Origin of the sequence: Rahnella sp. NRRL B-41462 (genome assembly GCF_003263525.1) — a bacterium.
Taxonomy (GTDB): domain Bacteria; phylum Pseudomonadota; class Gammaproteobacteria; order Enterobacterales; family Enterobacteriaceae; genus Rahnella; species Rahnella aceris.
The window spans coordinates 22,961-36,338 of sequence record NZ_JYDF01000047.1 but is presented as its reverse complement, the minus strand read 5'-3'; the positions used below and the strand labels follow the sequence as shown (position 1 = coordinate 36,338).

General features: G+C 53.2%; 10 protein-coding genes. 5 read left to right on the top strand and 5 right to left on the bottom strand.

What is annotated here, in order from left to right; all coding sequences use genetic code 11:
- Nucleotides 1-114: 114 nt before the first annotated feature.
- Nucleotides 115-2,421 carry an FdhF/YdeP family oxidoreductase gene (locus tag UC14_RS12765; RefSeq protein WP_112197841.1) on the top strand — a complete coding sequence of 769 codons (2,307 nt, stop codon included), beginning with the start codon at nt 115-117 and terminating at the stop codon, nt 2,419-2,421.
- Between the two features lie 149 nt (nt 2,422-2,570).
- Nucleotides 2,571-4,514, top strand: a complete 1,944-nt coding sequence (locus UC14_RS12760) for an exoribonuclease II (RefSeq protein WP_112197840.1) — start codon at nt 2,571-2,573, stop codon at nt 4,512-4,514.
- A gap of 127 nt (nt 4,515-4,641) precedes the next feature.
- On the opposite strand, the gene cbl is transcribed toward UC14_RS12760, so the two are convergent.
- From cbl to UC14_RS27290, 3 genes are all read right to left on the bottom strand, one after another.
- Nucleotides 4,642-5,595, bottom strand: coding sequence for an HTH-type transcriptional regulator Cbl (gene cbl, locus UC14_RS12755; RefSeq protein ID WP_013575556.1), 954 nt, complete (start codon nt 5,593-5,595; stop codon nt 4,642-4,644).
- A gap of 192 nt (nt 5,596-5,787) precedes the next feature.
- Entirely contained in the window at nt 5,788-6,231 is a 444-nt protein-coding gene (locus UC14_RS27295; protein WP_255563061.1) for an NAD(P)-dependent oxidoreductase, read from the bottom strand.
- A complete protein-coding gene (locus UC14_RS27290; protein ID WP_255563060.1) occupies nt 6,161-6,733 on the bottom strand; it encodes an NAD(P)-dependent oxidoreductase in 573 nt (190 codons plus the stop codon). Before UC14_RS27290 ends, UC14_RS27295 begins: the two co-directional genes overlap by 71 nt.
- A gap of 212 nt (nt 6,734-6,945) precedes the next feature.
- Between UC14_RS27290 and glgX the strand changes: the two genes are divergently transcribed.
- A complete protein-coding gene (glgX, locus tag UC14_RS12745; RefSeq protein ID WP_013575558.1) occupies nt 6,946-9,228 on the top strand; it encodes a glycogen debranching protein GlgX in 2,283 nt (760 codons plus the stop codon).
- 46 nt (nt 9,229-9,274) lie between these two features.
- Here the strand turns inward: glgX and apbE are convergent, their stop codons facing one another.
- Both apbE and smrA read right to left on the bottom strand, forming a co-directional pair.
- Nucleotides 9,275-10,315 carry an FAD:protein FMN transferase ApbE gene (gene apbE, locus UC14_RS12740; protein WP_013575559.1) on the bottom strand — a complete coding sequence of 347 codons (1,041 nt, stop codon included), beginning with the start codon at nt 10,313-10,315 and terminating at the stop codon, nt 9,275-9,277.
- A gap of 114 nt (nt 10,316-10,429) precedes the next feature.
- Nucleotides 10,430-10,996, bottom strand: coding sequence for a DNA endonuclease SmrA (gene smrA, locus UC14_RS12735; protein ID WP_112197839.1), 567 nt, complete (start codon nt 10,994-10,996; stop codon nt 10,430-10,432).
- Between the two features lie 213 nt (nt 10,997-11,209).
- On the opposite strand from smrA, the gene UC14_RS12730 reads away from it, so the two are divergent.
- Both UC14_RS12730 and UC14_RS12725 read left to right on the top strand, forming a co-directional pair.
- Entirely contained in the window at nt 11,210-12,025 is an 816-nt protein-coding gene (locus tag UC14_RS12730; RefSeq protein ID WP_112152280.1) for a mannosyl-3-phosphoglycerate phosphatase-related protein, read from the top strand.
- A 119-nt stretch (nt 12,026-12,144) separates the two neighbouring features.
- A complete protein-coding gene (locus UC14_RS12725) occupies nt 12,145-13,365 on the top strand; it encodes a glycosyl transferase (RefSeq protein ID WP_013575562.1) in 1,221 nt (406 codons plus the stop codon).
- Nucleotides 13,366-13,378: the final 13 nt, after the last annotated feature.

The window sequence follows — 13,378 nt, the reverse complement described above, 5'->3', positions numbered from 1 at the left end:
TAGACGTTCTTGTCACCCGCTCCTAAACTTGTGACATAAAATTAACAATCCGGTTAACAACTCATCATCCGGTTTGTTCACAGACAAGACAAAAACCACCTGCGAAGCATAACTATGAAATTCAAAACTGAGATCAAACCCTACCACGGCGCGGCCGGCGGCTGGGGTGCACTGGAATCCACCACCCGTTTCGTCTTCGACAGTAAGAAAGTCCTTTCTAACCTGCGTAACCTGATGCGTGTTAACAAAGGTCGCGGTTTTGACTGTCCCGGCTGTGCCTGGGGAGACGATAATCACAGCACATTCAGCTTCTGTGAAAACGGTGCGAAAGCCGTCAGCTGGGAAGCCACCCGCAAAGCCGTCGAACCAGAGTTCTTTGCTCAACACAGTGTGAGTAAGCTGCGTGCACAGAGCGATTATTTCCTGGAATATCAGGGGCGTCTTACCCATCCGATGCGTTACAACCGCACCACCGACCATTACGAGCCTATCAGCTGGGATGCCGCATTCTCACTGATCGCCAGCCATCTTAACGGGCTGGAAAGTCCCGATCAGGCAGATTTCTACACCTCCGGGCGTGCCAGTAACGAAGCCTCTTATCTGTATCAGGTGTTCGGCCGTATGTTCGGTACCAACAACTTCCCTGACTGTTCGAACATGTGTCACGAAGCCAGCGGTGTGGGCCTCAAACAAAGCATCGGCGTCGGTAAAGGCACTATCCGTCTGGATGATTTTGAGAAAGCAGACGCCATTTTTGTCTTCGGCCAGAACCCGGGCACCAACCACCCGCGTATGCTGCACAGTCTGCGTCATGCGTCTGACCGGGGGGCAAAAGTGGTCAGCTTTAATACCCTGCGTGAACGGGGTCTGGAACGTTTTGCCGATCCGCAAAAACCGCTGGAAGTGGTGACACCGAAAGCGGGTCGCATCAGCGCCGCCTATTACCAGCCAAACCTTGGCGGTGACATGGCGGCCGTGCGCGGTATCGTTAAAGCGTTATTGCAGACACACCGCGAACGTATTGCTTCCGGTCAGCCTTCCCTGTTCGATGAAGAATTTATCGCGGCAAACTGTGCCGGTGTCGATGAGTATCTGGCCGTGGTCGATGCCACCAGCTGGGAAAAAATTACTGAACAGTCAGGTCTGAGTGAACAGGACTTGCGCGAAGCGGCAAGCATTTATATGAACGCCGAACGGGTGATTTGTACCTGGGCGATGGGCGTGACGCAGCATAAACACTCTGTGCCGACCGTGCGCGAAATCACTAACCTGCAACTGTTGTTTGGTCAGCTTGGCAAACCTGGCGCCGGGTTGTGTCCGGTGCGCGGTCACAGCAACGTGCAGGGTAACCGCACCATGGGTATCGATGAGAAAGCGCCAAAAGCACTGCTCGATGCGATGGAAAGCCACTTCAAATTCACGCCACCGCGTGTCCCGGGTCATAACACCGTAGAAGCGCTGGAAGCCATGCTGCGTAAAGAAGCCAAAGTCCTGATCTGCCTTGGCGGTAATCTGGCGGCGGCGGCACCGGATACTCCGCGTACAGAACAGGCGCTAAGCAATCTGGATTTGTCCGTTCAGATCAGCACCAAACTGAACCGTACGCACCTGACGCCGGGTGCAGAAGCGCTGATCCTGCCAACGCTGGGCCGTACCGAACTGGATATGCAGGCGACCGGTTCGCAGTTCATCACCGTTGAAGACTCCTTTAGCATGGTACATGCCTCCGAAGGCGTAGGCATTCCGTTATCCAAAGAACAGCGTTCTGAAACCGCGATTGTCTGCGGTATCGCCAATGCCGTTCTGGGTGATAAATACCTCGACTGGATGGCGCTGGCTGACGATTACAATCTTATCCGCGATCATATTGAAGCCACCATTCCGGGCTTTCGGGATTTCAATGCGCGCTGCGATATCAAAGGCGGTTTCTATCTCGGTAATGCGGCAGCAGAGCTGAAATTCAACACCCTGAGTGGCAAGGCCAATTTCAGTGCATCCCCGTTGCCTGAAGTGCTGATCCCGATGGGCGACCAGAATGCGCCGTTCACCCTGCAAACGTTACGCTCTCACGACCAGTACAACACCACCATTTACGGCCTCGATGACCGTTACCGTGGTGTTTACGGCCAGCGTGAAGTGTTGTTCATTCACCCGCAGGATCTGGCGGACTTGGGCCTGCAAGACGGTGAACTGGTGGAAATCGAAACGCTGTGGAACGACGGTATTGAGCGCAAAGTGACCGGTTTTAAACTGGTCAGCTACGATATTCCCCGCGGTAACCTGGCGGCTTATTATCCGGAAACCAACCCGCTGGTGCCGATGTCCAGTTTTGGTGACCAGACTCACACCCCGACCTCCAAAGCCGTCCCGGTGACTATCCGTCGCTGCGAACAAAAAGTGGACCTGCAACGTATCGCATAAGTCGTACTTGCGCGACATCGCGCAAATCTCCCCTTTCGCTTCAGGGTTATGAGGCGAAAGGGGCAGATGCCGCTTGCCCGAAGGGGTCAGATCGCGTAAAACTGTCTGCCGCTAATCGAGCCACATTAACCCCCAATTCTCTGGACGATATGTTTCAAGATAACCCGCTGCTCGCGCAGCTAAAACAGCAACTTCACTCTCAGACTCCGCGTGTCGAAGGCATCGTAAAAGGCACTGAGAAAGGCTTTGGCTTTCTTGAAGTAGACGGTCAAAAAAGCTATTTCATTCCGCCTCCGTACATGAAAAAAGTCATGCACGGGGATCGCGTTATCGCTTCCCTGCAAACCGAAAAAGAGCGTGAAGTCGTCCAGCCGGAAACATTGGTTGAACCTTTTCTCAGCCGTTTTGTTGGCCGCGTAACGAAGAAAGACGACCGTCTTTCTATCATTCCGGATCATCCTTTATTACGTGATGCTATTCAGTGCCGCGTTGCCCGCAACATCAATCATGAAGTGAATGACGGCGACTGGTGTGTGGCTGAAATGCGCCGTCACCCGCTGAAAGAAGGCGACCACAGCTTCCAGGCTGAAATCACCGAATGGATCACCACCGGCGCCGACGATCTTGCGCCGTGGTGGGTCACGCTGGCACGTCATAACCTTGAACGTGAAGCGCCGAAATCTGACATTGCCGAGCTACGCGATGAAGGCCTGACCCGCGAAGACCTGACCGCCCTGCCATTTGTCACTATCGACAGCGGCAGTACGCAGGACATGGATGACGCGCTGTATGTGAAAGACAACGGCGACGGCACCCTGCAAATGACTGTCGCAATTGCTGACCCGACGGCTTACGTCAGCGAAGGCAGCGAGCTGGACAACATTGCGAAAAAACGCGCATTCACCAACTATCTGCCGGGCTTCAACATCCCGATGCTACCGCGTGAATTGTCCGATGATATCTGTTCCCTGTGGCCGGACGTCAGCCGTCCGGTTCTGGCGTGTTCTGTCACAGTCGGCGCAGATGGCACACTGGGCAGCGACATTCGTTTCTTCGCGGCGACTATCGAGTCGAAAGCCAAACTGGCTTATGACGACGTGTCTGACTGGCTGGAAGCGGATGAGAAAAGCGAATGGCAACCGGCCAGCGAGGTGATCGCCTCACAGATCCGCCTGCTCAAACGCGTCTGCGACGTGCGCAGCGCATGGCGGACCGAACATGCACTGGTATTTAAAGACCGTCCTGATTACCGCTTCGTGCTGGGTGAGAAAGGTAACGTGCTGGAAATCATCGCCGAACATCGCCGCATTGCTAACCGCATCGTTGAAGAATCGATGATTGCCGCCAACGTCTGTGCCGCTATCGCCTTGCGCGACAGCCTCGGTTTCGGCGTTTATAACGTGCATACCGGTTTTGATCCTCTGCTGGTGGAAAACGCGGTCACCGTGCTGCAGGCCAATGACGTTGAAGCCAACGCTGAAGAACTGCTGACCCTGCCGGGCTTCTGCGCTCTGCGCCGTAAGCTTGATGCATTGCCAACCCAGTTCCTCGACAGTCGCATCCGTCGTTTCCAGACCTTTGCAGAAATCAGCACCACTCCGGGGCCGCACTTCGGCCTGGGGCTGGAAGCTTATGCGACCTGGACATCACCTATCCGTAAATACGGCGACATGGTGAACCACCGTTTGCTGAAAGCGATGATCCTGCAACAGTCTGCTGAAAAACCTCAGGACGACATGACCATTCAACTGGCAGAACGCCGTCGTGCCAACCGCATGGCTGAGCGCGATGTCGGTGACTGGTTGTATGCCCGTTACCTGGAAGATAAAGTCGGCACTGACGTTAAATTCAGTGCTGAAATTATCGATGTCACCCGCGGCGGCCTGCGCATACGTCTGCAAGATATCGGTGCCGTGGCGTTCATCCCTGCTCCGTTCCTGCACAGCGTGCGCGACGAACTGGTGTGCAGCGCCGATACCGGTACTGTCCTGATCAAAGGCGAAGTGGCCTACCGCCAGAGCGACATCATTGAGGTGAACATTGCTGAAGTTCGCATGGAAAACCGCAATGTGATCGCCAAACCGGCAGTCTAGGTTTCGCTTTTAGCGAAGGTAAAAAACCGGTCTCATGACCGGTTTTTTTATATGTAAAATTTACCTAGCTCCGTTAGCTCCCTCCCAGCCTCCTCCTTCGCAGGGGGAGGAGCGAAAAGCTTGCCCCTCAAATCTGATAGTCAATCACCGGCTCCCCGCCCGTTGCAAATACCTTCTCTTTGATCTCATTCACAGAAAGACCCGGATTACACAACTCGATAAACCGCCATACGTAGTTTCTCTGCAATTGCGCTTTCTTCAGTCCCAGCCAGACCGTATTGGCTTCAAATAAATGCTCCGCATTGATCAACTGCAGGCCGGTATCACGGGCGGCTTCAAATGCCTTATCTGCCAGGATGCCCACGCCCAACCCCAGCTCGACGTAGGTTTTAATCACATCAGAATCCTGCGCACTCAGCACGATATCGGCGGTCAGCGCGGCACGGCTGAAAGCTTCATCGAGACGGGAACGGCCAGTGATACCCTGACGATAGGTGATCAGCGGTTGTTCGCTCAGATGTTGTAACGTCAGCGGGTGTTGCAACGTCAGCGGATGCCCTTGCGGTACGACAATTGCGTGATGCCAGCGGTAATACGGAAACGCGGCGACTGACGGGTCATTCATCAGCTTTTCGCTGGCGATGGCGACATCCGCCTGCCCGCTCAGCAGCATTGTCAGCACTTCCTGTGGCGACCCCTGATGCAACTCGAGGCGTACACCCGGATAAATCGCACGGAAGGCTTTGATGACTTTAGGCAAACTGTAACGCGCCTGAGTGTGAGTGGTGGCGATGGTCAGCACGCCCGCGTCTTCTTTAGAGAAAACATCCGCAAGACGGCGGATATTCTGCGCCTCATTGAGAATTCTCTCGGCCACTGCCAGCAACTCTTTACCCGGCTCAGTCAGCCCCAGTAAGCGCTTTCCACGACGGATAAATATCTCAACGCCCAGCTCATCTTCCAGCTCGCGGATATGACGGCTGACACCTGACTGCGACGTGAACAGCATGTTCGATACTTCGGTCAGGTTGTAATTGCATCGCGCTGATTCCCGTATAATTTTGAGTTGTTGAAAGTTCACCGCTGTCTGCCTCTTTGCTTGCCGAAAACCCTATTGTTACGATCTGTTGCTATGCCAGACAAATAAGAAAAAGCGGTTACTTATGCTTTTTACGACTATAGAAATCATGTGTCTGTTTTTTGGCCGCCATAAAAAAACGCCGGCAAGCAGCGTTTTTAAAGCATTCTCAGCAATACGGTAACAATCAGCGCCTTACTCAGGCACCGGCGTCAAGACCGGTTTGCCGCCAAAATGCGCCTCAAGATTTGATAACACCAGGGCCAGCATATTTTCTACTGATTCCGGCGAACGCCCCGCGACGTGCGGCGTGATCACCAGATTATCCAGCGTGAGCATTTCCGCCGGCACCTGCGGCTCGCCGTCCACCACATCCAGTGCGGCACCGGCGATTTCGTTATTGTGCAGGCTGGCAATCAGCGCGGCGCTGTCCACCACACTTCCCCGCGCAATATTAATCAAAAACCCTTCCGGCCCCAGCGCGCGCAGAATATTGCCATCCACCAGCCTGGCGGTATTTTTGCCGCCCGGCGTCGCCACCACGAGATAATCAGCCCACTCAGCCAGCTCAGTGATGGTGAGGAAATAACGGTACGGGCTGTCTTCCAGCGAACGCCGGTTGTGATACCCGATCGCCATATCCAAATCCGCCCGCCGCGCGGCGGGCAATCAATGCACCGATATTTCCCAGCCCGATAATTCCCAGACGTTTACCCGCCATTCCCGGCGTATTCCAGCGCGTTTTTTTCCATTCTCCCGTACGTACAGCGGCATCAAACTGCGGGATTTTCCGCGTGACCGCCAGCATCAGCGCCAGTGTATGGTCAGCGACAGAAGCGTTATTGGTGCCGGGGCCATTCGTGACGTGAATACCGCGCTGTTTTGCAGCCGCGACATCAATATGTTCAAACCCTACACCCTGTGCACAAATGATTTCCAGCGACGGTAACGCGTCCATTTCAGTTGCACTTAGTCCGATGCTGCCAATGGTTAATACCGCACGGATTTGCTGAGCAATCTGCGGATCAAGGTTCGCACGTTGTTCAGGCGTCGTCGCAAAAAAGAGAGTAAAACCGGCCGCTTCGAACCGGTCAGGATAGCCAGCATCAAGTTCAACATGGCTGAGCAACGCGATGGTCATGGAGATTCCTCTGGATAAAGTCAGACAATAACTAGCAGGCTAGCTTTTTCGCTTTCACTATCGACGAAGCCCTTCCTCTTGTACAGCTTTTCGGCGGTTTACGGGAGAAGTTACGAAGTCCGGTCTACACTCGTTGTTATCGTCTGCGTGAACGCAGACGGCCCTTTTCGGCAATTTTTGTCAGATTTCCCTGAAACGGAGTGACGTCAAGTATGGCAAAGGCCCGATCCAGCAAGATAAGTAAACCTGCCGTAACAACGGAAGCAATCCGCACCCTTCCGGCGCATTTACAGGTTGATATTGCAGTAGATGAGTTTGGCGTACGTATTATCGAGCCTTACAGCGACGGTGAAATTGTGCGCAGTTTCGATTCCGGACACACCACACGGGTACGCGAAGGACTGCCGGTGCCTCTGGGGGCGACCTGGGACGGGCTGGGCGTAAATTTCGCACTGTTTTCAGCCAACGCCACCAAGGTAGAACTGTGTCTTTTTAACGAAAACGGCGAGCAATATGATGTGATCGAACTGCCGGAATATACCGATGAAGTCTGGCATGGTTATCTGCCGGATGCCCGTCCTGGCCTGCTGTATGCCTATCGCGTGCATGGTCCCTATGCGCCGCACGATGGTCACCGGTTTAATCCCGCCAAGTTACTGCTCGACCCTTACGCCAAGCAGATTGTCGGCGAACTGAAATGGGACGATGCTCTGTTTGCCTATGACCTGCAAAGCCCAAAGAAAGATTTGCACATCGATAACAGTGACAGCGCACCGTTTTTGCCTAAATGCCGGGTGATTGATCCGGCATTCTCGTGGGCCCGTTCACGTAAAAGACATATCCCCTGGGAAAAAACCCTGATTTATGAGACGCATGTACGCGGCTATACCATGCGCCATCCGGCAGTACCTGAGCATTTGCGCGGCACGTTTTCCGGCATGAGCACGCCGCATATCGTGGACTATATCCGTTCTCTCGGGGTCACGTCTGTCGAGCTGATGCCGGTCCACGCCTTCACCGATGACCGGCACTTGCAGGACAAAGGTCTGCATAATTTCTGGGGCTACAACACGCTGAGTTTCTTTGCGCCGCATCCGCAATATATGGCAACGCATACCGTCAACGAATTCAAACAAATGATCGCCACCCTGCACGCTGCGGGTATTGAGGTCATTCTGGATGTCGTTTACAACCATACCGCTGAAGGTAACGAGCTGGGTCCGACGCTGTCTTTTAAAGGTATCGATAACGCCAGCTATTACCGGCTGATGCCGGACAATAAGCGTTATTACATTAACGATACCGGTACCGGTAATACGCTCAATCTCAGTCATCCGCGCGTATTACAGATGGTCACAGACTCGCTGCGATACTGGGCAACCGAGATGCAGGTCGATGGTTTCCGCTTTGATCTGGCGACGATCCTCGGACGTGAAAGCTATGGCTTTGATGAGGGCTGCGGTTTTCTCGACACCTGCCGTCAGGATCCGATCCTCAGTCAGTGCAAACTGATCGCCGAACCCTGGGATTGCGGTCCCGGCGGCTATCAGGTGGGCGGCTTCCCGCCGGGCTGGATGGAATGGAACGACCGGTTCCGCGACACGGTGCGCAAATTCTGGCGTGGCGACGAGGGCCAACTGGCGCAGTTTGTCACACGGCTTTCCGGTTCAGCAGATCTGTTTAATCACCGGGGCCGCAAGCCTTATGCTTCCGTGAATTTTATTACTGCCCATGATGGTTTCACGCTCAATGACTGGGTGTCGTATGCCAGTAAACACAACGAAGCGAACGGCGAAGACGGCAAGGATGGCAGCGATAACAATATTTCGGCCAACTATGGTGTGGAAGGCCCGACTGACGATCCGGCCATCAATGAACTGCGGTTGCGGCAAATGCGTAATATGCTGGCGACGTTACTGCTTTCTCAGGGAACGCCGATGCTGCTTGCGGGTGATGAATTTGGCCGCTCGCAAAACGGCAATAATAACGCCTATTGTCAGGACACAGAGATTGCCTGGGTGAACTGGGATATTGGAGACAAAGGTCAGTCGTTGTTGCTATTCACCTACCGGCTCATTGCCCTGCGTAAGCGCTTCCCGATATTGCATCGCGGACGTTTCCTGACGGGCGCATTGCATGAAAAACTGGGAGTGAAAGATGTCAGTTGGTTCCAGCCACAGGGGCCGGAAATGACGGATGCGGCATGGAAAGATCCGCATGCCAAATGCATTGCGATGCTGCTTGACGGGCGCGCCCAGCCCACCGGTCTGGTTCGCCAGGGCTCACTAAGCACCGTGTTGCTGCTGTTCAACGCGTCACACGAAGACGTGGTGTTCACCTTGCCTTCGGTGGCGCACGGTGAAAGCTGGCGACATATTTTCGATACCTTCCAGCCGGACGACATCAACGAGCACAACTTTGAGTTTGGCCGCGAGTACGTCTGCACCTCCCGCACTGTCGTGTTGTTCGAGCTGATCAGCACCGCGAAACACTAAGACTTTGGCGCTGCTTCAGACAAGGAGGATCTGAAGCAGCGAAAACCTACTCCGGATCTTTCAGATAGGCTTTGAATTGTGGAGACATGTAGCTTTTAAACGTGTCGCCTTCTCTGGTGATGAGATACACCGCCAGATGCTGTTGCTCAGCCAGCGCCAGCGCTTTCTTCGTGCCAAGTACCATCAGGCCGGTATCCCAGCCATCCGCTTCCAGTGCGGTCGGTGCAATCACCGTGGCTGACACCAGCTTGTGCGTGATCGGCGAACCGGTCGCCGGATCAATGATGTGTGAAAGGCGTTTGCCGTTCAGTTCGTAATAATTACGATAACTGCCGGAAGTGCTGATCCCCATGCCCTGCAAATCAACAATCGCCTGCACCGCAGTTTCTTTGTCCGTCGGTTTCTGAACTGCCACCTGCCAGGGTTTATCCTGCGCGTTATGCCCGCGGGAAACCACCGCTCCGCCGACAGACACCAGATAATTGCTGATGCCGTTGCCTTCTATTAAACGTGCCAGATGATCGGTAGCGTAGCCTTCGCCCACGGTCGAGAGATCGACATACATCCCGGGTAAATCTTTTTGCAGGTACTGCCCGTCATTTTGCTGGATCACTTTAAGATGCTGTAAACCCGTGCGGGCGCGGGCGGCATCGATTTGCTCCGTTGTCGGGATTTTTACCGGCTGTTTGTCCGGCCCGAATCCCCACAGATTCACCAGCGGGCCGACAGTAATATCCATCGCGCCACCGGTCAGCCTGCCAATCCGGATGGAGGTAACAATCGCATCGGCCATTCCTTCACTGATCGGCTGCGGCACGTTGCCCTGATACTGATTAAAACGTGACAGTACGGAGTCATCTTTGTAAGTCGACAGCTGATGATCGTCTTCTTTAAGCTGTGCTTCAATTTGTTCGCGCAGCGCCGGTTCCCGGTTTTTATCCACTCCTGCCAGACTGACACGATAAAACGTGCCCATAGTTTTGCCCTCAATCACCAGCGGCTCAGGAATATGACGATCACAGGCAGATAAAAGGCTGACGCCGCACAACACAAGTGTACAGCGCAGATAAACCGGTTTTGAGAACATGGAAATAACTCGATTAAGTGCCCGTCGCCGGGCATGAAAAGTATCAGGACAGTAAGGGGTGATGCTTAAACCACGCTGCAACGGACGCACCGTTGAACCATAGCGCAATAAAAATTACCGGCTGCGCTTGGCGTGGCGCTCCCAGTTTTCCTGTTTTGCCTGCGCGGTTTTCTTTAGTGCGACATAACAGGCTCCTGCACCGCCATCTTTCTGAACAGCGACGCAAAACGCTTGCACGTCATCCAGTTGCTGCAGCCATTTGGCAATATAACTGCGCACAATATTCGCATGACTTTCGTCTTCGCGGCCACGCCCATGAATAATCAGCAAGGTGCGTAAATTTTCAGCCTGTGCCTGACAGAAAAAGGCAAACAGTTCCTGACGGCACTGCTCAACAGGTTTGCGCAACAGGTTCAGGCTGGCTTCCAGCGGGTATTTCCCCTGCCGGAGTTTATCCAGCACTCCCTGCTGTACGCCATCGTGTTTGTATTCGAGAGGGTCATCGCATGGCTGAATATTCAGAAAGCCGGTAGTCAGCGGATTCTCACATATTTCCGACTCAGGGTCTGCACTCACCTTGTGCCCCGCAACTGAGTTTTTGAGGTAGACCACCCGTTTATCCGACGCCAGTGGCTGTACACCTGCCATCTCCTGACTGAATAAATCATCATCTTCGCTCATCTGCTTACCTCTTTTTCAGCGGGGGACTGCACCAAATTATCGCCATAAACCCGCTGCGGGTAAAGTCACACGCCTGCGGAACTGCGTCGGTAAAAATTCCGGAAATGCCCTGCCCGCCGTTAAAACTCATTTTTATATCTATACTTAGCTGCTGGGGAAGAAGTAAACCAGTGAGCTTGTGCTTGCGTTCCCCGGCACAATTGAGGAGAAAAAATGCCTTACCTTGATGATCCCTTGATTATTTTCACTGACCTTGATGGCTCACTGCTCGACCATCATGATTACAGTTGGCAACCCGCGCAGCCCTGGCTGGATAAACTCTCGGTGGCCCAGATTCCGTTAATTTTAACCACCAGTAAAACCTCAGCAGAAGTGGCGGAACTGCAGGCTGACCTGAATCTGACACAGCAGCCTTTTATTGCAGAAAATGGCGCAATCATTCATCTGCCACCTGACTGGCGGGATGAGGACGCCGCGCCGTTTCACCTTTCCGGCGCGAGTTATCGCGAGATCCGCCAGGTTTTAGTGGAACTACGCCAGCGTTATGATTTTGAGTTTCGCGGCTTTGGTGATGTTACGGCGAAACAGGTCGCAGTCTGGACCGGACTGGCGGTCAAGGACGCGGCACTGGCGATGCAACGTGACGCTTCTGAACCGCTGATCTGGTTCGGTAATGATCTGGATTTCGCGCACCTGAAAAAATGTCTCACGCGCGAAGGCCTGTCACTGACACGCGGCGGGCGTTTCTGGCACGTAATGGGGGCCGGTGCTGGTAAAGGTCAGGCGGTGCAATGGTTAACGGCGCGCTATCAGCAAAAACGCGGTCATCCGGTGTTAAGCATAGGTCTGGGAGATGGCCCTAATGATTTATCTATGCTGGAAGCAGTGAATTACGCCGTGGTGATCAAAGGCCATCATGAGCATGAAATGCCGCTACAGCGAGACGATGTGACACAGGTTTTTCGCACCGATGAATTTGGCCCGCGCGGCTGGAGTCAGGGGCTGAATCATTTTATTACCCTTCTCTGAAGGAAAAATGGAAAAGGTAAAATACTTTATTAACAGTTGGTTTCCACATTGTTTATCGTTCTGTGTTTGCAGAGAAGACTTCCAATAATTTTATCTATTCTAAAATTGGAGAATACCGTATGAGCGATTTTTATCAGGATGGTGTCATTACTAATTTTCATAATCTGACGAACCGCAAAGTCGAAGAACTGGAATACGATCTGCAGGTGTTCTCCGGCCGCCGTTCAATGGGATTAATATTACCGTCGTTATTTTCAGAACTGGAAGGTCCGGCGCTGACGCGCATTGTCGACGAGCTGACGAAAGTCCCGTATCTGGAAGAAATCGTTATTGGTTTAGATCGCGCTGACCGTGATCAATTTTTATTTGCCCGCGAATTTTTCTCCCGCCTGCCGCAACGTCACCGCATTTTATGGAATGACGGTCCGCGCCTGACGGCACTGGATGAGGAGCTTAAGAAAGAAAACCTTTCCCCGAATGAACCGGGCAAAGGCCGCAATGTGTGGTTTTGTGTCGGCTATACGCTGGCCTCGCGCCGCACCTCAGTGGTCGGGCTGCATGATTGTGACATTGTCACTTACAGCCGCGAGATGCTGGCTCGCCTGATGTATCCGGTGGCCAATCCCAACTTCCATTATGATTTCTGCAAAGGTTATTACGCCCGTGTGGCAGACGGAAAATTCAATGGCCGCGTTGGTCGCCTGTTGGTTTTCCCGTTGCTGAAATCCCTGCAAATCGTTTACGGCCATTCTGATTTTCTTGAGTATCTGCGCACCTTCCGTTACCCGCTTTCAGGTGAATTTGCGATGCGCACGCATGTTCTGAACGATTTGCGCATTCCGAGTGACTGGGGGCTGGAAATTGGTGTGCTGTCAGAACTGCACCGTAATACAGCGACCAAGCGTATTTGTCAGGTGGATATTGCCGACAATTACGACCATAAACATCAGCCGATGTCAGAAGAGGATGCGTCTAATGGTTTACAGCGCATGAGTATTGATATCACCAAAGCGCTGTATCGTAAGATGGCTATTCTCGGCGTGAATATTACCAGCGAGTCTTTCCGTATTCTGAAAGCGACCTATTATCGTAATGCGCTGGATATGATCGACGGATTTGAAAATGACGCCAAAATGAACGGGTTAACTTTTGACCGTCACAGCGAGGAATCGGCGGTAGAATTATTCTCAGGCGCGATCATGGAAGCCGGTCAGGCTTTTGTGGATACGCCGAGCGAAAAGCCGTTCATTCCAAGCTGGAGCCGTGTGCAGTCCGCCTTCCCGGACATGCTGGACCGCATTCATGAAGCAGTCGAAAAAGATAACGAAGGCGATGTGTAACGCCTTTTAAAAG